Source organism: Glutamicibacter protophormiae (genome assembly GCF_016894325.1).
Taxonomy (GTDB): domain Bacteria; phylum Actinomycetota; class Actinomycetes; order Actinomycetales; family Micrococcaceae; genus Glutamicibacter; species Glutamicibacter protophormiae.
Genome location: NZ_CP069806.1, coordinates 3,471,461 through 3,495,819, shown reverse-complemented (window position 1 = coordinate 3,495,819; position 24,359 = coordinate 3,471,461). Strand labels below are relative to the sequence as shown.

Below are 24,359 nucleotides of genomic sequence, written 5' to 3'. Positions count from 1 at the left end.
GCGACAATTGAAAGGGGGCTGGAACTCATGAGTAATCCAGCGCTTCCTGCGGCATCGGTTCGCAGGGTACATATCACGTCGAGGCGCAAGCGGGTCTCGTGGACCTCGGTGGGACCGGTTGCCCTGGGCACCTTGGGGATCCTGCTGTTCCTTGCCATCTGGCAGGTGGTCTCGGTGTCCGGGATGGTGAACGCAACCCACATGCCTCCGCCAACCGTAGTTCTCGAACGCTTCGTGATGAATTTCGCCTACGCGGAATTCTGGGCCGCCGTGGGCAACACGATGAAGGCCTGGCTGCTGGGCGTATCGATTTCCACCGTTTTGGGAATCATTGCGGGCATCATTATCGGTTCGAGTCGAATCCTGACAAAGGCCACCCATTCGACAGTGGAATTCTTCCGCCCGATCCCGGCCGTGGCGCTGATTCCCATTGCGGCCCTGCTCTTCGGCCCACGGATCGGCACAGAGCTGATGATCATCATTTACGCCTGCTTCTGGGTGGTGCTGATCCAGGTGTTCTACGGGATCTCAGACGTGGACAAGGTTGCTGTGGATACAGCCCGGACGCTGCGCATGAATTTCGCGCAGCGTGTGCGCTACCTGCTCTTCCCCACACTGCTGCCGTTCTTGATGACCGGGCTGCGCTTGTCGGCAACGATTGCGCTGATCCTGGCTATCAGCGTGGAGCTGATCGTGGGCACCCCGGGCTTGGGTCAGGAAGTGGCCTTCGCCCAGATCAATGGATCAGCACCAGCAATCTATGCGTTGATCATCACCAGCGGACTGCTGGGCATTGCTATCAACATGATTATGCGCTTCGTTGAGCGCAAGACCCTGTTCTGGCATCAAAGCGTACGAGGAGGCACTTCGCTATGACGTTGCTCAAGAAGGCCGCCTACCTGCTGGGCCTGCCGATCATTCTGCTTGCGACGTGGTTCATCTACACGGATCTCTACGCGAATTTCTTCATCCCGAAGCCGCTGGAGCTCTTTGACCGCTTCGTGGACATCTGGTTCGCCGAGCGCTTCTTATCGGATGTCATCCCGAGCCTTTACCGCCTGCTGGCCGGACTGGGGATTTCAATCGTCATTGGCGTGCTGCTCGGTGTCCTCGTGGGGTCGGTACGGTGGCTTCGCTGGTTGCTGGAACCGTTGTTCGAATTTATCCGAGCCGTTCCCTCCACCATCCTGATCCCGGTGCTGTTGCTGCTGATTGGCATCAACGACACTATGAAGATCACCCTGATTGTGCTCAGCTGCATGTGGCCGATCCTGCTGAACACGGTAGCCGGCGTCACCTCGCTGGACGAGGTTTTGAAGAACTCCGCACAGATGATGCAGATGAACAAAGTCGATCGCCTGCGCTATCTGGTTTTGCCCGGCGCCTCGCCGCAGATCATGGCCGGCATCCGCCAGTCCTTGGCAGTGGCGCTGATCCTGATGGTGGTCTCGGAAATGTTCGCTTCCACAGACGGCATCGGCCATTGGACCATCAACTTCCAGAACCGAATTGCCATCCCTGAAATGTGGAGCGGAGTATTCCTGCTTGGCCTGATCGGCGTCGTGCTCTCCATCATCTTCGGGTGGGTTCATCGGCGCACCCTAGCTTGGTACGAAGGATTAAAGGAAAACGAAAATGACTAATCAGCAAAGCAGCGTCCGGCTTGAGGTCAATCAGGTCCAAAAGATCTACAAGCTGTCCTCGGGCAATGAATTCGAAGCCGTGAGGTCGCTGACCTTCGATCTGCATGAAGGTGAATTCGTTTGCCTTGTAGGCCCTTCAGGCAGTGGCAAAACCACCTTGCTCAAGTGTATCGCCGGCCTGATGAACGCCACCTCCGGCACTGTGGTGCTGGACGGCAAACCGGTCAATGGCCCGGCCAAGGGCATGGCCGTGGTCTTCCAAGAGTACGGGCGTAGCCTCTTCCCTTGGATGACGGTGGAAGCCAACGTCGACCTGCCGCTGAAAACCAGCGGCGTAGCCAAGGGCGAGCGGGCCCGCCGGGTCAAGGATGCCTTGGAATCCGTGGGCTTGGAGAAGGCCGGCAAGAAGTACCCATGGCAGCTGTCTGGCGGCATGCAGCAGCGCGTAGCGATTGCTCGCGCCGTAGCCGCACAGCCCAGCGTTTTGCTGATGGATGAGCCATTTGCCGCGGTGGATGCGCAAACCCGCGCAGAGCTGGAAGATCTGGTGCGCCGCATTTGGAAGCAACACAACATGACGATCCTGTTCGTCACCCACGATATCGACGAATCCGTCTACTTGGCAGAACGCGTGCTGGTGCTCTCCAGCTCACCGACCGTCATCCAGAACGACATCAAGATCGACTTGCCTGTCGACCGCAACCAGCTGACGACCCGCAGCGAAGCCCGTTTTGGCGAGCTGCGCTCGGAGGTCTACGAACAAGTCCAGCGGGCCAAGACGAATACCGACGGGCAGTCCGACGTCCTGCGAGTCAAGGAACCAGCGGCATGAGCGAGAACAGCGTGAACACCCTGGCACCGGCAGCCGATGACTTGTTCTGGCAGGCGAACAGCGAACTGATCACCGAAAGCGATGAGCAGCTGGCCCGAATCGTGGATCAGGCGGACCTGCCCGCGCTTCTGGCCGCCATCGCTGCCGCGACGTCGAATACCGCGATCCTTGCCGAAGAGCTGCGTCCCCCATTGACCCCGGTGGATACCAAGAACCACCCGCATGGCGGCATGGGTGAAGAAGCAGTATTGAAGGGGAAGGCCGTGGCCTTGTCCGGACTGATACAGCTGCGCGATCAGCAGATCACGGCAACGCCAGCTCTGCAGCCGCAGGCCGCTGAAGAGATCCTGGCTTATCTGAGCAATGGCCACTCCGAATGGGCCGACATGCTCAAGCACGAGCTGTCGATACTGCCTGAAAATAGCGGCGCACCGACGTGGCAGTATGAGGATTTCGCTGCCGCAGGCAAGGAGTTCACCGCGCTGATCGTCGGATCGGGGGTGGCAGGGATTGCGGCAGCTCACCGTTTCGCGCAGGCAGGGGTGCCTTTTGAGATCATTGAAGCCAGCGCCCGTTTGGGCGGGACCTGGCAGAAGAACAAATATCCAGGGGTACGGCTGGACACCCCGACCTTCGGCTACTCGTATTCCTTCGCGCAGAAAGCCGACTGGCCGCACCAGTTCGCACAGGGTGAAGAAGTACGGGAATACCTGGAGACGGTGGCAGCCAAAGCCGGCTTGTCCGGCGAAATCCAGTATGGCACTAGGCTGATCAGCGCCACATGGGATGAAGCTGCGGGGCAATGGGAGGCCGTGATTTCCCAAGATGGCAATGGGGCCGAGACCCGTCGCTTCAACGCCCTGATCAGTGCCTCGGGGCAGCTTGATATCCCGAACATTCCAGAATTCCCGAATCGGGACAAGTTCGCTGGAATCCAGATGCATTCGCAGGAATGGGACTCGAGCGTCGACTGGCGGGGCAAGAAGGTCGCGGTCATTGGCACCGGGGCAAGTGCCTACCAGATTGTTCCGGCGATCTACCAGGACGTTGAAGAACTCGTGGTCTTCCAACGCAACGCACCATGGATGCTGCCAGCACCGGCATACCACCAGGAAGTCAGTGAAACCTTCTCGTGGCTGGTGCGCAAGGTCCCGCATTACGCCCAGTGGTTCCGCCTGTGGACGACGGTCTTGGGAATACCGGGGCGCTTCCATACCGTGCGTGCTGAAGAGAATTGGCCACAGGCGCCGCTGAGTGTTTCGCGCAAAAACCACCAGGTGCGTGAAGAGCTCATCGACTTGCTCCGCGAGCAGTTCGAAGGCCATCCCGAGCTGTTGAAGCACGCGATCCCTAGCTACCCGCCCGGTGCCAAGCGGATGCTGCGCGACAACGGCGTTTGGGCACAAGCGCTCAAGGCTGAGCACTCCACACTGGAAGTCTCACCGATCGCCGAATTCACCGAAACCGGCATTATGACTGCGGATGGAGTCCATCACGAGGTGGACATCGTCATTTATGCCACCGGGTTCAAGCCGTCGGATTACCTGGACGGTATTGAAATAGTTGGGCGTGAAGGCTTGCGCATCCACGACTACTGGCAAGCAGATGCACGGGCACATAACGGCGTCACGGTTCCGGGATTCCCGAATTTCTTCATGGTGTACGGACCGAACGTTGGCGGTGTGGTGGCCGGTAGTCTGCACTTCATGCTGGAACGAGCCAGTGAGTACGCACTCAAGGCCATTCACGAAGTGCTCAAGCGCGACGCAAAAGCGCTGACGGTCACCCAGGAAGCACTGGGTCGGTTCACGGCATGGGTGGACGCGGAGAACCGCCAAATGGCGTGGGGTCAGCCCTATGTCAGAACGTGGTATCAGAACAGCAAGGGCAGGGTTTCCCAAGTCTGGCCATTCACCAACATTGAATATTGGGAAGCAACGGAATCCGTTCGTCCAGATGAGCATGAATTTCTGCGCTGAAAAGAGCCGGTGATGACTTGGTGCACGCGGAAGAGGGTTGGGCGCTTCCGCGTGCAGTAGTCTCTGCAGTATTGACTGAAGCAGTACAGGAGAAGGAGCAGTTCGTGGCCCGACGCAATGGATCGCACCAGGGAACCCCCGAAAACGAGAAGGCAATTCTTAATGCAGCGCTTACTTTGGCAGTTAACGCCGGATACGAAGGCACCACGATGTCCAAGGTCGCCGAACTATCCGGATTGCCTGTTGGTTCAGTCTATTGGCACTTCAACAATAAAGAGCAGCTATTTTCCAACCTGATCGATTACTGCTTTGAGCAGTGGAAGCTCGACCATACCGGGCCAACGAACCGCGACCTGCTGCGCCGCAGCATCGCAGGTTCTGCCGGTGGTTCCACCAACCCCGAAAATGAGACAGAAGCATTCTGGGTCTTGGCACTGCTCTTTGCGCTCGAAAAGCGGTTGGAAGGCAATGCCGCGCGTGAGCGCTACCTGGAAGTCAGAAAAGAAATGTTTGAGCTGATGGTTTCCCGGGTTGAACCGGAAATCCCAGATGAAGTGCTGGAGGCCGACCCGGCCTTCGCACGAAAAATGGTGGTGCTCGGCCGGGCACTCACTGATGGATTTTACGTTGCCGCTTCTGCTGGCGACGAGATTGATTTTATGGAATTCGCCGAGCTTTCTTCCGCCGCGGTCAATGCGTTGATTGCACGTGAAGTTCAGCGGGTATCCGATGAGGGGATTGAATGACTGAAACACGGAAAGTAGCTGTTGTTATCGGAGCAGGCTCCGGGATAGGCGCTGCGGTAGCCCGTGAATTGGCCTTGGGCGATGGGCATAGAATTGTTGCCCTCTCGCCGTCAGGCCAAGCCAAGGCACTTGCCGAAGAACTGGGCGGTGTCGGCTTGGCCGGCTCGAACTGCTTGACCGCAGACCTGCAGGCTGTGGTTGACCTTGCTCTGGAGACCTACGGGCGGATTGATGTCGTTGTCAACGGCTCGGGCCACGCGGCCTCCGGTCCCGTCCTGGATATCACCGATGAGGACTGGGAAGCCGGCATGCAAATGTATCTGATGAACGTGGTCCGGATGTGCCGCATCGTCACACCTCACTTAGAGAACAATGGGGGAGGAACCATCGTGAACATTTCCACCAGCTCGCCTTTCGAGCCGAATCCCAAATACCCCGTCTCCGCAACTTTCCGTGCTGCCCTAGCCTCTTTCACCAAGTTGTACACCGATGAATACGGTCCCAAAGGCATACGCATGAATAATGTGCTTCCGGGTTTCACTAAAGAGGACCCGAGCACGGTGCCTGAAGCATGGGTCCAGAAGATTCCCTTGCGCCGTGCCGCTAGCAGCACCGAGATTGCCAAGGCCGTGCGCTTCCTGGCCAGTGACGAATCCAGCTATATGACCGGACAGAACATTCGTGTTGACGGTGGAGTTGCCCGTTCGATCTAAGCCGTTTCGGCCAGAATCCATGCCAGGCAACGGATAATCGGTCCGTGTCCGGGTACAACAAATCCCCTTGCCGCTTTTGCGGCAAGGGGAATTGCTGTGGCTAGTGCGCCAGGTGCTAGTTCTGGACGCTTGAACGCTCTTCGCGGAAGCGTGCAGGCCAGACGCCCTGCTTGCCCGGGGCCAGGATGCCTGCCGGATCCAGTGCGTCCTTGATCTTCTCCTGCAAGCGGCGGGCCGCGTTGCCGTTGAAGTCGAAACCGTCGGCAATCCGGTCCATGTAGTCCACGTGGCTGCGGTATGGTGCGTAGCCGCGGGAGCGGGCGGCATCGAGCAGCTCGGAGTACAGGGCGCGGGCGCGCTGGAGCATTTCCTCGTTGCCGCGCTCGAAGAAGATCATCGTCACGTGGACCATGTGGCGCGGGTACAGGTGGTACCCGATGTACAGATCGAATCCGTGCTTCTCGTAGAGCTTCTTGGCTTCCTGGTAGAACTCGGCCACCAGTTCGCCGCGGGCCGGGATGATCGGGGCCGCGTCGATGTGCCCGCCGTTTTCGGCTGCCCAGCCTACGGTGGACAGCGGCTTCAGGGTCGGGACGCCAGCCATCTGGGTGCGGTCGAGGGCGGCGATGTCATCATGCTGCAAGGCCAGGCCCTCTTCGCCCGAGTAGAAGCGGGCATCAACGCGGGCACCGGGGATGGCGCTGATTCGGTCCTTGACGATCTGCAGCCGGCGTTCGCACAGCTCGCGGTCGCCGTAGAAGGCGAACTTGCAGTTCCACTGGCCAATGCCGAATTCCTGGCGCATTTCTTCCAGCCGCCAGTCGGGGATCGACCCTTCGCCATCCCAGAAATCGGCACGGGACCCGCGCATGGTCGCCGCGCGGACAACGTTGCCGCACAGCGCATTGTTCTGGATGATCTCTTCGCGGCGCAGGGTGGTGAGGATATCGATCAGCTGCGGCAGGTGCGCTTCATCGTCGACGAAGATGTCGCCGTTGACGTAGGTGTGCGGCGCCGGCATCAGCCACAGGCCGACCTGGGTGACCACGCCGTAGTTGGACTGGGTGAACAGCCCGTCCAGCGTCGGACCGAAGCCGCCCTGGAAGATCGGGCCGAGCTCGGTGCGGTCCATGGCTCCCATGCCGGTGCGGACCAGATCGCCATCGGGCAGGACCACTTCCATGCCGCACAGGGACTTCACGTGGTCGCCCAGCGGGGTCATGCCGTAGCCGCGGTCGAGCATGTTGCCCATCACCGAACCCCAGCCCAGGGCCGGCACCGACATCCACACCTTCAGGCCGCGTTCCTTGATGTATTCGAAGAGCTCGAAGAAGGTGACGCCGGGTTCCACCACGGCGTAGCACAGGCGGTCATCGACGGTGATGATGCGCTTCATGCGGCTCAGATCCAGCGCCACCATGCCGGTATCGCGCGGTTCCGGGCCGCCATAGCCCAGGTTCTTGCCGCAGGAGAAGGTCCACAGCGGAACCTCGTGCTCGGTGGCCAATTTGACGATGGCCTGTACTTCTTCGGTGTTGGCCGGACGGACGCCGGGCCAGGGGGTGCGGCCCGGGTTCAGCGGGTAGGGATCAAGATACCCCTCGGAATCACCCAGGGAAACAACGTTCTCCGCGCCCACGATTTCCTTGGCTGCCCGAAGAAACTCTTCACGACGATCCATGATTCACCCTTCCACTGGCCGTTGGCAGGTGCCGCGGCCTCATTGTCTTAATCTAGAAAACTTGCTTTGCCCATGGCCATCATCAATAAGCTTGATGCCATGAGTCTTGTGTCCCACCCTCAGCTGACCTTGCGCCAGCTCTGGCATTTCGTTGTCGCCGCCGAAGCAGGAACCATGGCCGAAGCCGCCCGACGGCTGCACCTGGCGCCCTCGGCCATCTCCATGTCCATCGCGGAGCTGGAACGCATCGTGGGTGCCGAGCTGGCGGTCAAGCGCCGGGCCAAGGGGCTGACGCTGACCGCGAGCGGCAAGATGGTGCTGCTCCAGGCCCGCGAACTGCTTGACCGGGCCCACGATCTGCAGACCATGGGCCAGGGCACTCGCGAGGAGCTGGAAGGCCCGCTGACCGTTGGCTGCTTCATGCCCCTGGGGCCGGTCATCATTCCTCCGATGCTCAGCGCCTTCGCCCAGCAGTGCCCCAAGGTGGAAGTCGATTTCCTGGAGGGATTCCACCAGGAAATGCAGGACGCGCTGCTCGATGGTTCCATCGACGTCGCCTTCCTCTACGGATCGGAGATCTCGCCTGCCCTGCGTTCGGCCACCGTGGCGATGGCCGAAGCGCAGATCCTGCTGCCGTCGGGTCATCCGCTGGCGGGCAACCCCTCGGTGTCGCTTCGTGAAATCTCCGAGGAGCCGCTGGTCCTCTTCGAATCCGAGCCGATCACCCAGCGCATCCTCGGCCTTTATCAGGGCAGCGGGCTGGAGCCGATGATCCGGCACCGTTCGCGTTCCTATGCGACCGTCCGCTCGCTGGTCAGCACCGGCCGTGGTGTGGCGGTGCTGTTCCAGCAGCCGGCCCTGGAGGCGCCCTATGAAGAGTTGAATGTGGTGCTCAAGCCGCTGAAACTGGATGACGGAAATATTGCAGTCGTTCCGGTTTCGGTGGCTTGGCCCCGTACTTCGCGGCTGAACTCCCGTGCCCAAGCCTGGGTGGAAGTGGCAGCTGAGCTCTTCGAGACTGCAGGCCGGCGCGCCTAGCGGCTAGACGCGCGAGCGGATCGAGGACGGGTAGGACAAACCGAAGTTGTCCCGCAGGGTGGTGCCCTCGTACTCGGTGCGGAAGTAGCCGCGGTTCTGCAGTTCCGGGACCAGCTTGTCGCAGATCAGCTTGAAGCCGCCCGGGTTGAACGGGGCGTTCAGGTTGAAGCCGTCGCAGGCCTTGGAATCGAACCAGTCGATCATGCGGTCGGCCACTGCCGAGGCGGTGCCGGCCATCCACTGGTGGCCGGTGGAGCGGGCCAGATCGACGATCAGTTCGCGCAGGGTCATGCCCTGGTCCACCGACTTGCGGCGGTAGATCTGGTAGCGCGAACCCAGCGCCGGGTCATCGGAGAACCATTCGGCTGGAATCTTCTCGTTGAAGTCCAGCGACGACAGGTCCATCTTCAGATCGGCGCCAACCTGCACGCGGCCGTTCTCCAAGTGGATGTGGTTGGCCAGCTCTTCGGCCAGCTCATCTGCTTCAGCCTGGGTATCGCCGAGGATCGGCAGGATGCCGGGGATGATCTTCACATCGTTGGGGTTGCGGCCCTTGGCCGCGGCCATGGCCTTGAACTTCGCGTAGAACTCGACCGAAGGCTCTTTCAGCGGCTGCGCGGTGTAGATGCCGTCGGCCACCGAGGAACCCAGCTCCATGCCCGGTCCCGAGGATCCTGCCTGGACCAGCACCGGACGGCCCTGCGGGCTGCGTGGCATGTTGATCGGGCCCTGGACCTTGAAGAATTCGCCTTCGTGATTGATCGGGTGGATCTTGTCGGTATCGACGTACCAGGCCGATTCCTTGTCGTTCGTGACGGCGTCGTCTTCCCATGAATCCCAAAGCTTGTTGGCTACCTCGACGAACTCGGTGGCGCGGCGGTAGCGGGTAGCTGGATCCGGAGCGCTGTCCATGCCGAAGTTCTGGAAGCCATCGGAGCTGGTCACGATGTTCCAGCCTGCGCGTCCACCTGACATGTGGTCCAGACCGGCCATCTGCCGGGCCAAGTTGTATGGCTCCGAGAAGGAGGTGGAGACGGTGCCGATCAGGCCGATGTTCTTGGTGCGTGCTGCCAGTGCGGACAGTACCGAGATGGGCTCGTAGAAGCCGTTCATCTTGATGTCGCCGCGCATCACGGTGTTGGCATGGACGATGTCGCCAAAGAAGATGGCATCCAGCTTGGCGTCTTCAGCCATCTTGGTCAGGTCGTAGACGAATTCCAGGTTGGCCAGCTCCTCGGAGCGCGAGCCGTCCATGCGCCACGAGTCCTTGTGGTAGCCAGCTGGCAGCATGAAGGTGGTGAGCACCATGTGCTGGGGGTTCTTGGGAGTCATTGAAACTCATCCTTTCCTGCGAATGCGACGGGAAGCACTGAATCCATGTTTACAAGAGTCCATAAAGTAGTAAATAGAGAACTTTTGTGCCATAGCATTCAGAAAAATTGATGTTAGAAGTCAAAAACTGGTCCGCGTACCGACAGGTACGCGGACCGGCGGTGGGGTTAGGCGTTCAGCTTTGCGTCGGCCGATGCTGAGCCAGCGGTCTTCGGAGACAATGCGGCGCCTTCCGGGCTGATGCGGATTGCGATCAGTCCGATCACCAGGATCGCCACCCAGAAGATGCCAACCGCGGTGATGCCGAAGCTGACGGCCAAAGCGGTGCAGATCATCGGGGTGAAGCCGGCGCCGAGGGTTGAGGATCCCTGGTAGGCCAGCGACGCGCCGGTATAGCGGACTTCGGCCGGGAACAGCTCGGAGATGTAAGCGCCAATCGGTCCGGCGAGAATGCCCTGGATGACGCCATTGCCGACGATCACTGCTACTGCGAAGCCCCAGCCGGTGCCATTGCTCATCAGGAAGACTGCTGGGAAGGCCCACAGGATGCCGGCGATGCCGCCGATGGTCAGGATGGTCTTGCGGCCGTACTTGTCAGAGAGCTTGGCGGCCAAGAGGCAGACCACGATGGTGACCATGGCAGCGTAGCCCTTGGTGTTCAGCACGAAGGAGCGGTCCACTCCCTGGGCGGCGGCTTCGGAAACGCCCCATGAGGTCAAGACGCCCTGGCAGGTGTAGAACCCCAGCGAAGCGATCAGGGTAATGATGACCGTGCGTGAGTGGTTCTTCAGCACCAGTGAAATCGGGGTCTTGCGTTCCTGCTGGCGCTCGGTCGCTTTCGCATCCATTTCCTGGAAAATCGGGGTTTCTGCCACCTTCAGGCGGATGACCATACCGATGATGATCAGCACTGCCGAGAAGATGAATGGAAGGCGCCAGCCCCATTCCAGGAAGGCATCACCGGTGGAGAAGGAGACGAAGGAGACCAGGAAGGTGGCCAGCAGGCCGCCGGCCGGGGCGCCGGCATTCGCGAAGGATGCCGCGAAACCGCGCTTGGAAGCTGGTGCATGTTCCAGTGCCATCAGCGTGGCGCCGCCCCATTCGCCGCCGACCGCGACGCCCTGGACCACGCGCAGCAGGACCAGGATGATCGGGGCGGCCACGCCAATGGTTGCGGTCGTTGGCAGCAGGCCAATGGCAACGGTGGCTACGCCCATCATCATCATGGACAGCACCAGCATCTTCTTGCGTCCCAAGCGGTCGCCGAAGTGGCCGAAGACAATGCCGCCCAGCGGGCGGGCGATGTATCCGACAGCCAGGGTGCCGAAGGAGGCGAAGAGAGCCAAGCCAGGGGTCAGGTTGCTGAAGAAAACCTTGTCGAAAATCAGCGACGCCGCGGTGGCGTACAAGATGAAGTCGTAATACTCGATGACACTGCCCAAGAAGCTGGAACCGAGAATGCGGCGCAAATCCTTGGTATTGAGGGAGTCGCTGGGCTCCATTGCCTGTGCTGGGCGGTTCTGCTGTGATGAGGACACCTGAGAACCCTTCCTTTTCGCTGATGTGACTTAAGCCATAGTGTCTTATTTCACTCGCACTGTCCACTTTTTACGCATTTTAAGACTAATAATATTTTCTTGAGCGGGTAAAAACCGTGGAATTCAGCGGTTTTGAAAAATTTCTTCAGCGAGTGACTTGATCTGGATCACAGAGGTTATATAAACTGATGCACAGAATATATTTTTGAACCCGCTTGGCGGGACGCCCGATAAGGAGCAGCAAAGATGAGTGCACGCACTGGAGAGCAGTACCTGGCAGGGCTCAAGGATTCCCGCGAGGTCTGGCTGGGAGATCAGCGCATTGACGTCACCGAGCATCCGGCTTTTGCCGGATCGATCAACGGCATGGCAGCGTACTTCGACTACCAGCACAAGTATGCAGATGACTGCCTGATGGTCGATGAAGAGACCGGCGAGCAGCATAACGTCTCGCTGCTTCGCCCGAAGAACGCGGAAGACATCGCACGCCGCCACCGCGCATTCGACCGCCTGGCCCGCTACTCCAACGGCATGCTCGGCCGCACCCCGGACTATGTGAACGTCGTGCTGGCCGGCCATGCCTCGCGCCCTGACATCTTCGCCAAGTCCGGGGACCCGGTCTACTTCGAGCGCCTGCAGAACTACTGGCGCCTGGTCCAGGAGAAGGACCTGGCCCTGACCCACACCATCGTGCACGCTGCCATCGACAAGTCGGTCGGCGAACTGCAGGGCATCAATGAAGAACTGACCCTGCGCGTGGTGGACCGCACCGAAGAAGGCCTGATCGTGCGCGGCGCGAAGATGCTCGCCACCCTGGGCCCCATCGCCGACGAGCTCTACGTCTACCCGGCCGTGCCGATCCAGAAGGGCTTCGAGGAATACGCGCTGTCCTTCGCCATCCCGGTCGCCACCAAGGGCGTGGTTTCGGTATGCCGCGACCATTACGGCGTGGACCAGCCAGTGGTGGACAAGCCATTCTCCTCGCGCTTCGACGAGCAGGATGCGGTCATCATCTTCGACGACGTGCTGGTTCCGTGGGACCGCGTCTTCATCGACGGCCAGCTGGATGTCTACAACTCCTTGAATGCCGGCACCGCCACCGGAAACACCCAGCAACAGACCGCCATCCGCGCATCGGTGAAGCTCGAATTCGCTTATGACCTGTGCGTGCAGATGGCCAAGGTCACCGCCACCGATACCAAGCCGGACACCGCTGCGATGCTCGGCGAAATCTACTCCTACCTGCGCATCGCCCGCGCCGTGATCCACTCGGCCGAGGTCAACGCCTCGGAATGGGGCGGCGGAGCGTTCTTCTGCCACGATGACATCTCCGCGCTGCGCACCATGATGCCAATCTGGATGGCACGCGTGAACGACATCATCAAGTCGATGGGCTCGCACAACCTGCTGGCCACCCCGACCGCGTCCGCCTTCGAGGATCCTCGCCTGGGCCCACTGCTGAAGAAGTACCTGCCAGGGGCCAACGGCATTGCGCCGGAGGAACGCGCCAAGATCTTCCGCACCGCGTGGGACTTCGCCGGATCCGCGCTGGGCAGCCGCATCGAGCTCTACGAGCGCTTCTACCTGGGCTCGGTGGGCCGTGCCCGCGGCCTGGACCACCGCAAGGCCCAGATGAAGGGCGAAACCGGTGCCTTCGAGGCGATGTTCGCGGAGTTGGGCATCGACCCGGTTCTGGCAGAGCAGTCCGGACTGGACCTCGACGCCGCGGCAACGCGCGCCTGAGGAAATCATGGCTAACCCGACGCCCGATGTGCTCGATGCGCTGCTGGAGCACCTGCTGGAAACCCAGTACGCCCAGCTGCCAGAGGAAACGATCCAGCGTGTGAACCAGCGCCTGCTCGACTCCGTGGGAGTCGGGGTAGCAGGCCACCGTGCCGATGATGCGGCGGGCCTCATCGAGGTAGCCAAAGCCTGGGGCAGCGGTGAAGAAGCCACCGTGCTGGGGACCGGAATCAAGCTTCCGGCCACCTCGGCGGCCTTCGTGAATGCTGCCTTGATCCGGTCCTTCGACTTCGAGCCGGTGGAAGCCGAAGGCCCAGCCGGCAAACAGGTGGCAGCCCATATTTCCGGCACCACCGTGGCCGTCGTGCTGGCCCTGGCCGAAACGACCGGGGCGAGCGGCGAAGAAACCTTGGCCGCGCTGGCGCTGGGTGATGACCTGGCAGCCCGCTTGGCCATCGCTGGCGGCTTCGATGTGTACTCGGGGCAGGACAATACCGGTACGCTCAATACCCTGGCCGCCGCGTTCATCGCCAGCCGAATGCTCGGGCTGACCAAAGCCCAGGCGCGGCATGCAACAGGCATCGCGGTGAACCAGGCCGCGGGCAACGTGGCCGCCATCTTCGATGGCGCCAACAGCTTCAAGCTGCCCATGGCCTTCGCCGCGCGATCCGGAATCGCCGCCGCGCAGCTGGCCAAGGCCGGCCTGGAATCAGCCGCTGACCCGCTGACCGGCAAGCACGGCTACTTCCAGCTGTTCGGCATCGACGCGCAGCCGGAACTGGCAGTTCAAGGTCTGGGCGAAAGCTTCCATGGCGATTGCACCATCAAGCCGTTTGCCAGCTGCCGCGCAGCGCAGCCATCGCTGCAGGCCTGCGCGGAATTGGTGGCCGATGGCTCGGTGGACTACAAGGACATCGAATGCCTGACCGTGCACCTGAGCGAACGGACCCTGAACGGATTCGTGGGGGCGCGCTTCGAGGCCGGGGACACCCGCACCGTGGCAGCGCTGTTCTCGGTGCATGCCACCGCGGCGATCGCCTTGATCCATGGAACGGTCCGCCCGGAGCACCTGACCGCCAACGCGCTGGCCGATCCGGTACTGGCGCAGATGCTCGGACGGATCGAGCTGGTGGCCTCGCTGCCCAACAGCCAGCGCCTGACCGCTGAAATCACCGCACGGCTGCGCAACGGCGAAATACGCCACGTGCGCGTGGAACATCCGGACGGAAACATCCTGCGCACAGCCCTGGAGCATGACCAGGTCGTTGATAAGTTCTCGAAGAATCTCGAGTTCTCCCATCCTGAGCTGGCAGCGCGCAAAGACGCGTTGCTGCACCAGCTCGAACACCTCGCCAGCGCCCGCGACGTCAATGAACTGATCGCAGCGCTGGACCCTTCCAAAAACTTCACCCCGAATTACCAGGAGCAACTCTCATGAGCATCACCAACCTTGAATCGGTCACCCCGGTAGACATGAACATCTTCCGCAACGTCGTAGGCCACTTCGCTTCCGGCGTCACGGTGATCACCACCGCTGTGGACGGCCAGCTCTACGGCACCACCGCCTCCGCAGTGTCCTCGCTGTCGATGGAACCGCCAATGATGCTCGCTTGCCTGAACCGCTCCAGCTCCACCCACGACCGGGTGGTGGAAGCCGGCATCTTCGGCATCAACATCCTGGCCGAGGACCAGGGGGCGCTGGCCTTCCACTTCGGCCGCAAGGGCGAGGACAAGTTCGCCACCGTGCCGCATACGCTCTCCGAGGAAGGCATCCCGCTGATCGACGGCGCCTTGGCCACGATCGTGTGCCATGTGGCAGAAACACCGACCGGAGGTACCCACACGGTGTTCCTCGGGTTGGTCAGCCACGCTGAAGCGCATGACCGCGAACCGCTGGCCTACTACCGCGGAACCATGGGACGCCTGGAGCCAACCAAGGAACTGGCCGCCTACCAAGCCACCCGCAACTGGGTGCTGCTGCGCACCAGTCCGCTGGGCGAAGACCTCGATGTCGATGCCATCGCCGCGGCTTCCCGTGCCGACGCTGATCATGTGGCCAACGCCCTGGTGAAGCTGGAAAGCGAACACCTGGTCTTCCGCACCGAAACCGGAAAGTACCAGCCGAAGCCGATCACCGCCGAGCTGACCGACTCGGCCTATGATTCGCGTGCCACCATTGAATCCGGTGTGATCGCCTCGCACCTAGGCAAGGTTTCTGAGGAAACCATCGCCAATCTGCGCGAGATCACCGCGAAGCTGGCTGACCTGCGCGAGACCTCGGAATCCGACCTGGAAGAGTTCTTGGCGCTGAACGTTGCCTACCACGATGCACTGGTCGGCGTAGCAGGCTCCAGCCAGCTGGTGGATTCCTTCCGCCGCCTGGGCATCGGCACCGTGTGGCGCCAGGCCCTGACCGCAGAGCAGTGGTCGCGGCAGCTGGATCACCGCCACGTCGCAGAGCTGACCGAAGCGCTGGCCTCCGGAGATGCGCCGGCTGCCCAAGCGGCACTGGCAGCCCACACCGAGTTCGGCAAGACCCTGGCGCGAGAAGTGGTGGAACGCCACGGCGGGCAGGTCTAGGCCTTCAGGGGACCTAGCGTGAAAAGTTGCGGCGGCAGGTTGGGGAAATCCAACCTGCCGCCGCCTGGTCATTAAGCGGAGCTAGGCGGCTTTGGAACCTACGAAGAGGCGCAGCTTCCACTGGCCATCGGCGTTGGCCCAGACCGTGCGGTTGACCGTTTCCAGGTGCTTCTCCACGCCGCCGGATACCAGATGCATTTTCATGGTTCCCTCGATGACTGCCACATTGCCCTCGTGGGTGATCGAATCGAAGTCGTGGTGCAGTGCCAGGTATTTGGTGGCGCCGGAGTCCAGCAGCTCAAGCAGCGATTGGCGATCGTCGACGCGGCCGGTGGAATGGGTGTACTGCAGGTCTGCGGACAGCAGCCTTTCCAAGGTGGCTAGGTCGCCTGCGAGCATGGCTGCCAGACGCTGGTCTTCCGCGTCGCGCAGTTCGATTTCCGACTTCGAGGGATCGAGGGTGGTCAACGTTCGCTCTCCTATTTAGTGGTGGGCTTGCAGGTAATTTATCAATAGCGTGAGGTCGATGGGAGATTTCGGGACGGAGTTCTTGCCCAGTGAGACGATCTGGCACCGGGTGCAGAAAGGGTTGGCCGGGACTCAGCCGAGGGTATGAGCCCGCCGGCGCAGGTTTACCCCGGGACGCCGATGCCACGGTGCCAGCGGGTTTCTACGATGGAATCATGCTCAAGAAAAAGTACCTCGCCGCTGGCGCCCTGGCCCTTCCATTTGCCCTGCTGCTCACCGGATGCAGCGCCAGTGATCTGTTTGGCGACAAGCTCGACGAATCCACAACCCGAACCGCAGAGAGGTCGAAGGATGCCGTGGCCGATGGCCTGCTTCCAACGTGGGTTCCCGACGGCGGCACCAATATCGAGCTGGTGCAGCGCAATACCGGCAGTGAACGGATCTTCGTCATGGATTACGACGGAGGGCTGGATAGTGGACAGTGCCAGCCGCTGAAAATCGTGGGGGAGCCGAGTGATGCCGAACTTGCCCAGGCCTATGCCTCTGATTCGCGCACGAAGAACCTGGAGCCCGAGAAGATGTCCAAGACCCGTACCCTGGAGGCGGACTGGTGGCCAGAAACCGCGCAGGCCAGCACCACAGATCTGTGCGGACGATTCTGGGTCCACCAGGCCGATGGAAAGCTCTATGGGTTCGCGCCGGATACCGAAAGCCAGGTGCAGGCAATCCTGGTTGAGCGCAAGGACGCCGAAGGCAAGCAGAAGTAGCGTCCTGCGCGGCTGGCTTGCGGCCAGCCGCGCAGAAAGCTAGAAGCGGATGACCGAGCGGGCGATAGCCCCGGTCTCCTGCTTCGCATAGGCATCGTTGATCCCGTCCAGCGGGATCTCCTGTGCGATCAGGTCATCGAGGTTCAGCCGCCCCTGCAGGTAGAGCTCCGCATAGTAGGGAATGTCCTTGCGCACCGTGGAGGAACCCATGTAGATGCCGTGCAGGCTGCGCTGCGGAATCAGCAGATCCAGCATGATATTCATTTCCAGCGGCTTGCCCTGCGGGATGCCGATGAAGTACACGTGCCCGCCGGTCTTGGCGACCTCCATGGCCTGGCGCTGCGTGGCGGCCAAACCGATGGCTTCGAAGGAATGGTGCACGCCGCGTCCGGTGATGGCGCGGATGGCAGCGACAACATCTTCTTCGCCGCCATTGATGACGTGGGTCGCGCCGAACTTCTTGGCCAGTTCGAGCTTTTGCGGCTGCAGGTCGATGCCGATAATGGTCTTTGCGCCGGCGAGCTTGGCGCCCTGGATGACGTTCAGGCCGATGCCGCCCAGGCCGACTACCGCCACGGTTTCGCCCGGTGCGACCTTGGCGGCATTGAGCACTGCGCCCACGCCGGTCGCGGTGGCGCAGCCGAGGACCGCGGCCTGGGCGAACGGGATGTCCTTGGGCACGCGGACCAGCTTGTTCTGGTGCAGCACGGTGTGCTCGGCGAAGCCGGCGACGCCGAAGCCTTCCACGCGCTCGCCGTTGCGCGTCAGGCGGGCCGGGGCTTCGGGGCCGCGCAGCGCATGCTGCGGGGAGAGGCAGCGGTAGGTTGCTCCGTTGACGCATTCCTCGCAGCCTCCGCAGAAGCTGATTTCGGTGGCGATCACATGGTCGCCGATCTCGAAATCGGTGGCTTCGGGACCCAGGCCCACGATGGTTCCGGCCATTTCGTGGCCCACGACCATCGGCAGTGGGCGGCCGCGATCAACGGTCGCGACAATATGGTCCGAGTGGCATAGCCCTGCCGCCTCGACCTTGACCAGGACTTCCTGTCCACGAGGTTCATCGACCTCGATGTCCTCGATGTCGAAACCTTCACCGATGGCATTGATGACTGCTGCACGCATGGCAGACCTTCCCTAGATTTTGCTTCTAAAAATGCATTCTTTCTAATAGTATATTTTTATTAGTGTTCTGCGTCACGTGTTTACGCGACTATTTCTGGAGGAAGACATGAAAGCTGCAGTTTTAACCGAAGTCGGCGGTTCCTTCGATGTCCTGGACATCGGCATTGACAACCCCGAAGCCCACGAAGTTCTCATTGACGTGAAGGCCAGCGGGCTGTGCCATTCGGATCTGCACGTGGCCAGCTCCCATGTCGGCTTCCCGATGCCAGCAGTGCTCGGCCACGAGGTCTCGGGGCTTGTGGTGGGCGTCGGTTCGGCCGTCACCTCTGTGCAAATCGGGGATCGGGTGGTTACCTCTCCGGTGCACAGCTGCGGCACGTGCAAGGGCTGCCGCACCGGCAAGCCGTACCAGTGCCGGGTTCCCTCGCATACCGACCGCGGAGCCGAGCGGGACCCCCGGCTGTCCCTGGACGGGCAGCGGCTGACCCAGTTCATCGGGGTCGGAGGCTTCGCCGAACAGGTGCTGGTCCATGAAAACACCGTGATCAAGGTCCCGGACGCCATTCCCTTCGACCGTGCGGCGCTGCTCGGTTGCGGCGTGGTTACCGGTGCCGGCGCAGCGATTAACACCGCCCGCATCCGTCCGGGCGACACCGTTGCAGTCATCGGCGCCGGCGGAGTCGGGCTGAACGTCATCCAAGGCGCCAAGCTAGCCGGCGCCACCCGCATCATCGCCATCGACCTGCAGCCAGCCAAGCTGGAACTGGCCGAGATCTTCGGGGCCACCGACGTCATCAACGGGGCGGAGGGCGACGCCGTGGAAGCTGTCAAGCAGCTCACCGGCGGCGTCACCCATGCCTTCGAGGTCATCGGGCTGCAGGCCACCAGCGAACAGGCGGTTGCGATGCTGGAAATCGGCGGTACCGCCTACCTGATTGGCGTCCACAAGCCCGGCGCACAGATCAATCTCACCCCTTTTGGCGACCTGATGGGCCGCCAGAAGGGCATTCGCGGCGTGGCCATGGGATCGAGCAATATCCAGGTCGACATCCCGATGTACGCTGAGCTCTACCTGCAGGGCCGATTCAAGCTGGATGAGTTGGTGTCTGCCCATATCAGCTTGGACGAAATTGGCAAGGGCTACGAGCAGCTGCGAGGTGGCGCGGTGGCTCGAAGCGTGATCACCTTCTAGGTCCCTGAGACTATCAGCGAAACGTAGCGAGGCCAGCAGTTCTTTCGAACTGCTGGCCTCGCTCCATGTTCTAAGGGTTCTGCTACTCTCCGGTCTGCGCGCGGCGCTGTGCGCGCGTGGCGTACAGGACGCAGCCCAGCAACCCGATGAAGCTGAGCGCAACCGCCACGGACCCGGCGATGCCGGGCAGGTGCTGGTTCCAGGTCATGTTCAGGGTGACAAGCAGAGACACCAGAAATCCTCCGGTGAGGTAACTGATTGCCGAACTCATGGTGAACCTTCCGTGGGCAGAACGTGCTCCAGTGAGCCTAGCATCGTGCCAGGGGCTGGCCAAGGATTTGCAGGTGCCGTTTAGCCGCGTGACGCATGCTCCCAGAGCACTTCGTCGACGGTTATGGGCTTGTCGATGAGCTTGAAGTGCGTCATGGCATCCAGGCCTGACTGGGAAGCCTTTTCATCGAACGCGGTATCGGCCACGGCAAACCGGGCCGGAGCCTTGTCAATCGGAACCTGGTTGACCTCGGCGTGGATCTTCTGCACTTCTTCGAGGTTCGCATCATCGGAGTAGAACTCCACTGCATCGTCCATGGCTGCTACGAAAGCCTTCGCGGTATCCGGATTCTCGCTGGCCCATTGGGCGGTGCTCAGCCACAAGGTACCCGGCTGGTTTCCCTGGTACTCGCGGACCGGGTTGCCCAAGGAGGCAAAGCCCGCCGCAATCATCTGGTGGTAGAAGACGTCGCTGGGGACGACCGCGTCAACCGTCCCGGTCTCCACTGCTGCCTGCATCCCGGCGTAGGGAACGCTCACTTCACGGAACTCGTCGGCGCCCACCCCTGCGTCGTCCAGGGCCTGGAAGAGTGGCAGGTCGCTGCCGGTCTTCACTCCGATGACACCGATGGTCTTGCCCTTCAGATCGGCGAGCTCGGCAATCTCCGAGTCCTTGGCGACGAGCACTCCTGAATTGTCGACGTCGGGGTTGACCACTCCGTTCGAAGCCAGGGCTACGATCGGCAAGCCCTGGGCCACGGAGGTGGCGACATTGACCCAGGAACCGGTGGCGATGTCCACTTCGCCGGAGATCGCAGAAGCAATCTGCGCGGCCGGGTCTGCGCCATTGACGATGTCAACGTCCAAGCCATGCTCCTCGAAGAAGCCCTGGGATTCGGCGAGGTAGGCCGGCTCGAACTGGATCCCGGCCACGGAGACCTTCAGCGGGGTCAAGCCCTCTAGTGCATCAGCGCCCTGTTCGGTCCCGCACGAGGCCAAAGCCAGTGTGGTGGCAAGCAGTGCAGCTGAGAGGGAGAGTGCTTTGCGTGCGGAAGACGTAATTCCCAAGATGACCTCGTCGTGCTTGAAGGGGTATGAAACGGCAGGGATTCAGCTGAAGTCGGTGATGACCGAACGGGCAACGCCCTGCCCGGCCCTCATCGCGGCGAAGCCCTCGTTGATCTGCGAGATATGCAGTTCCTGGGCAACCAGCGCGTCGAGCTTCAACCGCCCGGCAAGGTAGTGCTCGGTATATGCGGGGATATCGCGTTGCGGGCTGGAAGAGCCCATGTAGATCCCGTGCAGGCTGCGCTGCGGGGCGATGATGTCGGCCATGGCATCCAGCGGCAGCTGCGCGCCGGGCCGATGCAACCCGACCAGGTAAGCGTCCCCGCCCACGCGGGTCATGCGCACCGCCTGCAAGCTGGTGTCCTGCAGGCCGATCATCTCGAAGGCATGGTCCACGCCTGCGCCGGTGATTTCCTGGACCGCGGCCACCGCGTCGGTGCTGCCGCCGTTGATCGTGTGCGTTGCGCCGAAGCCGCGGGCCAGTTCCAGCTTCCCGTCGCTCAGGTCCACGGCGATGATCTTCGAGGCTCCAGCGAGCTGTGCGGCATTGATCGCGTTCAGGCCAATGCCTCCGGCGCCGATCACCGCTACGGTTTGCCCTTCGGCCACCTTGGCGGAGTTGAACACCGCCCCGGCACCGGTCAGCGTGGAGCAGGCCATGACCGCGGCCTGCGCGAAGGGCAGCTCCTTGGAAATCCGAACTACCTGGTTGGCGTGCACCAGGGTGTAGCGGGCAAAGCCCCCGGTGCCGAACATTTGCATCACCGGCTGGCCTTCGCAGCTTGCGCGGGCCGGTTCTCCGGCCGCGCGCAGCGTGCTGGGCCGGTTGGCGCAACGGTATTCCTGGCCCGCAAGGCATTGTTCGCACTGCGCGCAGTACTGGATCAAGGTGGCCAGCACGTGGTCGCCCGCGGCGAAGCCGCTGGCTTGGCCGCCGGTGCCGACGACCATCCCGGCCACCTCATGGCCCAGCAGCAAGGGGCCGGGAATGCCCAGATCCATGCCCGCCAGGTGGGCATCGGACTGGCACAGTCCCACCGCTTTGACCTCGATCAGCACCTCGGCACCCAATGGCGCATCGACTTCGATGTCCTCGATGCTGAAGCTGCCATCGCCATGCCGTGCCAGTGCCGCCCGTGCACGCAGTGCCATGGGGATCAGTCCTTCCGCAGGCGTACGAGAATGCGGGCGCGGGCTTCGGTGAAGCGCGGGTCAGCCTTGGTGGCGAGCTGGTCGCGGGTATCACCGAACCCGGTGACGATCTCATCGACCACGGTGGCCGGCTTCTCGGCAATCACCACGACCTTGTCGGCCAGGTACAGCGCTTCGTCGATGTCGTGGGTGACCAGCAGGATCGTGACGCCCAGCTTGTGCTGCAAGTCCAGCACCAGGTCTTCGAGGTCGAAGCGGGTCTGCGCATCAACCGAGGCGAACGGCTCATCCATCAGCAGCACCTTCGCGTTGTAGGCCAGCGCGCGGGCAATGGCCACGCGTTGCTGCATGCCTCCTGACATCTCCCACGGGTACTTGCCGCCTTGGCCTTCCAGGCCCACGGCCGCCAGATGCTCATCGGCCTGCTTGTTGCGCTCGGCCTTGCCGACTCCCTTGCCCTGCAGCGGGAAGGCCACGTTCTCGCGGGTGGTCATCCATGGCATCAGCGAACGCGAGTAGTCCTGGAAGACCACGGCCAGGTCAGGGTGCGGGCCGTTGATCTTCGTGCCGGAGACCTCGATGGTTCCGGCCTTGGGTTTCAGCAATCCGGAGAGGCAGCGCAGCAAGGTGGTCTTGCCGACTCCCGAGGGGCCGACAATGGAGATGAACTGGCCGTACTCCACGTCCAGATCCAGGTTCTCCAGGATCTTGTTTTCGGTTGGTCCAACACCGTAGCTCATGGACATGCCGCGGACCTTCATGAGCAATGGCTTGGTTTCCATGGTGGTTTCAACTGGTGCTTGGGTGGTCATGGGATTCTCCTTGGTCAGAAGATGGGAAGTCGGTCGGGAAGCGGAGGCTACTGAGCGCCGGACGCGTGGTACCAGCGCAGGATCCGCTTTTCGACGAACACGAAGAGGATGGAAATGATGTAGCCGATGACACCGACCAGCAGTGCCCCGGCCCAGGTCTCGGGAACCTTGAAGGTGGCCGAGGAATTCAGGATGTAGAAGCCCAGACCCTCGATGGACGCGAACATTTCCGAAACCACCATCACGGTGATGCCAATCGGCAACGCGACGCGGATGCCGGCCACGATCTGCGGGGTGGCTCCGGGCAGGATCACACGGCGGAAGTGCAGGCCGCGGGGGATTCGATAGACCTTCGAGAACTTGCGCACCGTTGGCTCGATGCCCAGGATGCCGTCGATGGTGTTAAGCAGGATCGGCCACATGCAGGCGAAGGCGATAGTGCCCATTTTCGGGCCCTGCCCCATGCCGAAGACGCCGATGATCATCGGAACCAGTGCCGCCTGCGGAACAGCGCGGAAGAAATGGATGATCGGATCGACGATCTTCAGCAGCAAGGGGACTTCGCCCAGCAGCAGGCCGCCGCCGATGCCGAAGAAGGCAGCGAGGGCCAATCCGACAAAGAGGTTGGACAGCGAATACCAGGCGCCGGAAATGATCACGCCATTGCCCAGGTCGCGAACCAGTGCTTCCAGGATGGACTGCAGCGAAGGGATGAAGAAGTTCGTGGAGTTCGCCGAGCCGAACCACCATGCCGCAATTACTGCGACTATGAGCCAAGAAGATACCAGGATCTTGCGTCCGGCGTGCGCCGAGGTGCTCGGGGTCTTGGCCTTCACGGCGCGGGATCGCACAGCGGGGGCGTTCAAAGTTGCGTTAGTCATCGTTCTGCCTCTTCCACTTCAGCAAACGGTTCTCGGCCTGCTGCAGGAGCAAGGCGATGGCCCATCCGGTCAGGCCGGCGAAGAACAGGTAGGCGAAGGCCAGGTCCCATCGCTGCGCCTGCTGCATCAGCGTAATCTGGCGTCCAATGCCCGGGGCCTGCGAGATCACCTCAACGCCGACTGCCACCAGAATGGCGATAGCCGAGGAAATGCGCACGCCGGTGGCGATCAGCGGCAGGGCGGAAGGCAGCAAGACCTTGGTGAAGCGCAGCATCGGCGGGATGCGGAAGACCGCAACCGTGTCGGCGACCGCGGCTTCCTGGCGGCGTGCGCCGTAGATGGTCTGGATCAGCACTGGCCACAGGCAGGACAGCGCTACGACGACAATTTCCATCATGGTGTTGGAGCCGAGCAGCATGATCACCACCGGCATCAGCGCCAGCACCGGGAATGAACGGCCGAAATCGATCAAGATCGAGGTGGAGTTGTCGAGGAAGCGAACCGATCCAATGACCAGGCCCAGGACGATGCCAACCACCGAGGCAATGAGCCAGCCGGTAAGGGCTGCGAGCAGGGTCTTGCCCAGTCCGCCCCAGAAGGCGGCTGTGCCAAGGGCTTCGGCGATGGCTGAGAAGATCTTTTCCACGCCGGGGAGCATGGAGGGCATGGTTCCGGAGGCAATCACCAGTTGCCAAATGCCCAGCAGCGCGGCGATGGCCGCGATGCGCAGGGTCCAGAGCAGACCCGGTGAAACCGTTGACTCTTTCATGGGAATCCTTGAGTAAGCAGTTGCGAGCTAGGG

The 24,359-nt window shown here is 61.8% G+C and carries 23 protein-coding genes; 12 read left to right on the top strand and 11 right to left on the bottom strand.

Annotation, left to right across the window (positions count from 1 at the left end; translation table 11 throughout):
* Positions 1–27 precede the first annotated feature (27 nt).
* From JQN66_RS16325 to JQN66_RS16300, 6 genes are all read left to right on the top strand, one after another.
* Positions 28–876, top strand: coding sequence for an ABC transporter permease (locus JQN66_RS16325; RefSeq protein WP_204675956.1), 849 nt, complete (start codon positions 28–30; stop codon positions 874–876).
* Entirely contained in the window at positions 873–1,643 is a 771-nt protein-coding gene (locus JQN66_RS16320) for an ABC transporter permease (protein WP_128470980.1), read from the top strand. Before JQN66_RS16325 ends, JQN66_RS16320 begins: the two co-directional genes overlap by 4 nt.
* The gene (locus JQN66_RS16315; protein ID WP_204675955.1) at positions 1,636–2,475 is read left to right on the top strand and encodes an ABC transporter ATP-binding protein; all 840 of its coding nucleotides are present in this window, start codon (positions 1,636–1,638) and stop codon (positions 2,473–2,475) included. Before JQN66_RS16320 ends, JQN66_RS16315 begins: the two co-directional genes overlap by 8 nt.
* Positions 2,472–4,454 (top strand): flavin-containing monooxygenase, encoded by a 1,983-nt coding sequence (locus JQN66_RS16310; RefSeq protein ID WP_204675954.1) that lies wholly within the window; start codon positions 2,472–2,474, stop codon positions 4,452–4,454. The genes JQN66_RS16315 and JQN66_RS16310 overlap by 4 nt, the downstream gene beginning before the upstream one ends.
* A gap of 104 nt (positions 4,455–4,558) precedes the next feature.
* Positions 4,559–5,200 carry a TetR/AcrR family transcriptional regulator gene (locus JQN66_RS16305; RefSeq protein ID WP_161567513.1) on the top strand — a complete coding sequence of 214 codons (642 nt, stop codon included), beginning with the start codon at positions 4,559–4,561 and terminating at the stop codon, positions 5,198–5,200.
* Positions 5,197–5,913 (top strand): SDR family oxidoreductase, encoded by a 717-nt coding sequence (locus tag JQN66_RS16300; protein ID WP_128470984.1) that lies wholly within the window; start codon positions 5,197–5,199, stop codon positions 5,911–5,913. The genes JQN66_RS16305 and JQN66_RS16300 overlap by 4 nt, the downstream gene beginning before the upstream one ends.
* Before the next feature lie 115 nt (positions 5,914–6,028).
* Here JQN66_RS16300 and JQN66_RS16295 read toward each other — a convergent pair whose 3' ends face one another.
* Complete coding sequence (locus JQN66_RS16295) at positions 6,029–7,594, bottom strand: FAD-binding oxidoreductase (protein WP_204675953.1); 1,566 nt, start codon at positions 7,592–7,594, stop codon at positions 6,029–6,031.
* Positions 7,595–7,666: 72 nt separating this feature from the next.
* Between JQN66_RS16295 and JQN66_RS16290 the strand changes: the two genes are divergently transcribed.
* Positions 7,667–8,632 (top strand): LysR family transcriptional regulator, encoded by a 966-nt coding sequence (locus JQN66_RS16290; RefSeq protein ID WP_204675952.1) that lies wholly within the window; start codon positions 7,667–7,669, stop codon positions 8,630–8,632.
* Positions 8,633–8,635: 3 nt separating this feature from the next.
* On the opposite strand, the gene JQN66_RS16285 is transcribed toward JQN66_RS16290, so the two are convergent.
* Together JQN66_RS16285 and JQN66_RS16280 are read right to left on the bottom strand one after the other, a co-directional pair.
* Positions 8,636–9,964 carry an LLM class flavin-dependent oxidoreductase gene (locus JQN66_RS16285; protein WP_204675951.1) on the bottom strand — a complete coding sequence of 443 codons (1,329 nt, stop codon included), beginning with the start codon at positions 9,962–9,964 and terminating at the stop codon, positions 8,636–8,638.
* Between the two features lie 167 nt (positions 9,965–10,131).
* Positions 10,132–11,502: an MFS transporter gene (locus JQN66_RS16280; protein ID WP_239464064.1), complete on the bottom strand. Its 1,371-nt coding sequence runs from the start codon at positions 11,500–11,502 to the stop codon at positions 10,132–10,134.
* Positions 11,503–11,748: 246 nt separating this feature from the next.
* On the opposite strand from JQN66_RS16280, the gene JQN66_RS16275 reads away from it, so the two are divergent.
* From JQN66_RS16275 to JQN66_RS16265, 3 genes are read left to right on the top strand one after another with little or no spacing between them, the layout of a single operon-like run.
* Positions 11,749–13,245 (top strand): 4-hydroxyphenylacetate 3-hydroxylase N-terminal domain-containing protein, encoded by a 1,497-nt coding sequence (locus tag JQN66_RS16275; protein ID WP_149597530.1) that lies wholly within the window; start codon positions 11,749–11,751, stop codon positions 13,243–13,245.
* A 7-nt stretch (positions 13,246–13,252) separates the two neighbouring features.
* Positions 13,253–14,683, top strand: a complete 1,431-nt coding sequence (locus JQN66_RS16270; RefSeq protein ID WP_204675950.1) for an MmgE/PrpD family protein — start codon at positions 13,253–13,255, stop codon at positions 14,681–14,683.
* Positions 14,680–15,825: a flavin reductase gene (locus JQN66_RS16265; RefSeq protein WP_204675949.1), complete on the top strand. Its 1,146-nt coding sequence runs from the start codon at positions 14,680–14,682 to the stop codon at positions 15,823–15,825. Before JQN66_RS16270 ends, JQN66_RS16265 begins: the two co-directional genes overlap by 4 nt.
* 81 nt (positions 15,826–15,906) lie before the next feature.
* On the opposite strand, the gene JQN66_RS16260 is transcribed toward JQN66_RS16265, so the two are convergent.
* Positions 15,907–16,293 (bottom strand): nuclear transport factor 2 family protein, encoded by a 387-nt coding sequence (locus JQN66_RS16260; protein ID WP_204675948.1) that lies wholly within the window; start codon positions 16,291–16,293, stop codon positions 15,907–15,909.
* Positions 16,294–16,508: 215 nt separating this feature from the next.
* Between JQN66_RS16260 and JQN66_RS16255 the strand changes: the two genes are divergently transcribed.
* Complete coding sequence (locus tag JQN66_RS16255) at positions 16,509–17,060, top strand: hypothetical protein (protein ID WP_204675947.1); 552 nt, start codon at positions 16,509–16,511, stop codon at positions 17,058–17,060.
* 39 nt (positions 17,061–17,099) lie between these two features.
* On the opposite strand, the gene JQN66_RS16250 is transcribed toward JQN66_RS16255, so the two are convergent.
* Positions 17,100–18,182, bottom strand: a complete 1,083-nt coding sequence (locus JQN66_RS16250) for a zinc-binding dehydrogenase (protein WP_204675946.1) — start codon at positions 18,180–18,182, stop codon at positions 17,100–17,102.
* 106 nt (positions 18,183–18,288) lie between these two features.
* On the opposite strand from JQN66_RS16250, the gene JQN66_RS16245 reads away from it, so the two are divergent.
* Positions 18,289–19,374 (top strand): Zn-dependent alcohol dehydrogenase, encoded by a 1,086-nt coding sequence (locus tag JQN66_RS16245; RefSeq protein WP_204675945.1) that lies wholly within the window; start codon positions 18,289–18,291, stop codon positions 19,372–19,374.
* 82 nt (positions 19,375–19,456) lie between these two features.
* Here the strand turns inward: JQN66_RS16245 and JQN66_RS16240 are convergent, their stop codons facing one another.
* The 6 genes from JQN66_RS16240 to JQN66_RS16215 all read right to left on the bottom strand — a co-directional run bounded on the left by JQN66_RS16240 (position 19,457) and on the right by JQN66_RS16215 (position 24,326).
* The gene (locus tag JQN66_RS16240) at positions 19,457–19,606 is read right to left on the bottom strand and encodes a hypothetical protein (RefSeq protein WP_204675944.1); all 150 of its coding nucleotides are present in this window, start codon (positions 19,604–19,606) and stop codon (positions 19,457–19,459) included.
* A gap of 119 nt (positions 19,607–19,725) precedes the next feature.
* A complete protein-coding gene (locus JQN66_RS16235; RefSeq protein ID WP_204675943.1) occupies positions 19,726–20,598 on the bottom strand; it encodes an ABC transporter substrate-binding protein in 873 nt (290 codons plus the stop codon).
* 156 nt (positions 20,599–20,754) lie between these two features.
* Positions 20,755–21,864 (bottom strand): zinc-binding dehydrogenase, encoded by a 1,110-nt coding sequence (locus JQN66_RS16230; protein WP_204675942.1) that lies wholly within the window; start codon positions 21,862–21,864, stop codon positions 20,755–20,757.
* Between the two features lie 5 nt (positions 21,865–21,869).
* Positions 21,870–22,676: an ABC transporter ATP-binding protein gene (locus tag JQN66_RS16225; RefSeq protein WP_204675941.1), complete on the bottom strand. Its 807-nt coding sequence runs from the start codon at positions 22,674–22,676 to the stop codon at positions 21,870–21,872.
* 47 nt (positions 22,677–22,723) lie between these two features.
* Complete coding sequence (locus JQN66_RS16220) at positions 22,724–23,557, bottom strand: ABC transporter permease (RefSeq protein ID WP_204675940.1); 834 nt, start codon at positions 23,555–23,557, stop codon at positions 22,724–22,726.
* On the bottom strand, positions 23,550–24,326 hold the full coding sequence (locus JQN66_RS16215; RefSeq protein WP_204675939.1) for an ABC transporter permease: 777 nt from the start codon (positions 24,324–24,326) through the stop codon (positions 23,550–23,552). Before JQN66_RS16215 ends, JQN66_RS16220 begins: the two co-directional genes overlap by 8 nt.
* Positions 24,327–24,359: the final 33 nt, after the last annotated feature.

What these genes read in the sequence shown, in the direction of transcription:
- JQN66_RS16325 (WP_204675956.1), top strand. Translation starts at nt 28, where the DNA reads ATGAGTAATCCAGCGCTTCCTGCGGCATCGGTTCGCAGGGTACATATC.
- JQN66_RS16320 (WP_128470980.1), top strand. Translation starts at nt 873, where the DNA reads ATGACGTTGCTCAAGAAGGCCGCCTACCTGCTGGGCCTGCCGATCATT.
- JQN66_RS16315 (WP_204675955.1), top strand. Translation starts at nt 1,636, where the DNA reads ATGACTAATCAGCAAAGCAGCGTCCGGCTTGAGGTCAATCAGGTCCAA.
- JQN66_RS16310 (WP_204675954.1), top strand. Translation starts at nt 2,472, where the DNA reads ATGAGCGAGAACAGCGTGAACACCCTGGCACCGGCAGCCGATGACTTG.
- JQN66_RS16300 (WP_128470984.1), top strand. Translation starts at nt 5,197, where the DNA reads ATGACTGAAACACGGAAAGTAGCTGTTGTTATCGGAGCAGGCTCCGGG.
- JQN66_RS16295 (WP_204675953.1), bottom strand. Translation starts at nt 7,594, where the DNA reads ATGGATCGTCGTGAAGAGTTTCTTCGGGCAGCCAAGGAAATCGTGGGC.
- JQN66_RS16290 (WP_204675952.1), top strand. Translation starts at nt 7,667, where the DNA reads ATGGCCATCATCAATAAGCTTGATGCCATGAGTCTTGTGTCCCACCCT.
- JQN66_RS16285 (WP_204675951.1), bottom strand. Translation starts at nt 9,964, where the DNA reads ATGACTCCCAAGAACCCCCAGCACATGGTGCTCACCACCTTCATGCTG.
- JQN66_RS16275 (WP_149597530.1), top strand. Translation starts at nt 11,749, where the DNA reads ATGAGTGCACGCACTGGAGAGCAGTACCTGGCAGGGCTCAAGGATTCC.
- JQN66_RS16270 (WP_204675950.1), top strand. Translation starts at nt 13,253, where the DNA reads ATGGCTAACCCGACGCCCGATGTGCTCGATGCGCTGCTGGAGCACCTG.
- JQN66_RS16265 (WP_204675949.1), top strand. Translation starts at nt 14,680, where the DNA reads ATGAGCATCACCAACCTTGAATCGGTCACCCCGGTAGACATGAACATC.
- JQN66_RS16255 (WP_204675947.1), top strand. Translation starts at nt 16,509, where the DNA reads ATGCTCAAGAAAAAGTACCTCGCCGCTGGCGCCCTGGCCCTTCCATTT.
- JQN66_RS16250 (WP_204675946.1), bottom strand. Translation starts at nt 18,182, where the DNA reads ATGCGTGCAGCAGTCATCAATGCCATCGGTGAAGGTTTCGACATCGAG.
- JQN66_RS16245 (WP_204675945.1), top strand. Translation starts at nt 18,289, where the DNA reads ATGAAAGCTGCAGTTTTAACCGAAGTCGGCGGTTCCTTCGATGTCCTG.
- JQN66_RS16230 (WP_204675942.1), bottom strand. Translation starts at nt 21,864, where the DNA reads ATGGCACTGCGTGCACGGGCGGCACTGGCACGGCATGGCGATGGCAGC.
- JQN66_RS16225 (WP_204675941.1), bottom strand. Translation starts at nt 22,676, where the DNA reads ATGACCACCCAAGCACCAGTTGAAACCACCATGGAAACCAAGCCATTG.
- JQN66_RS16220 (WP_204675940.1), bottom strand. Translation starts at nt 23,557, where the DNA reads ATGACTAACGCAACTTTGAACGCCCCCGCTGTGCGATCCCGCGCCGTG.
- JQN66_RS16215 (WP_204675939.1), bottom strand. Translation starts at nt 24,326, where the DNA reads ATGAAAGAGTCAACGGTTTCACCGGGTCTGCTCTGGACCCTGCGCATC.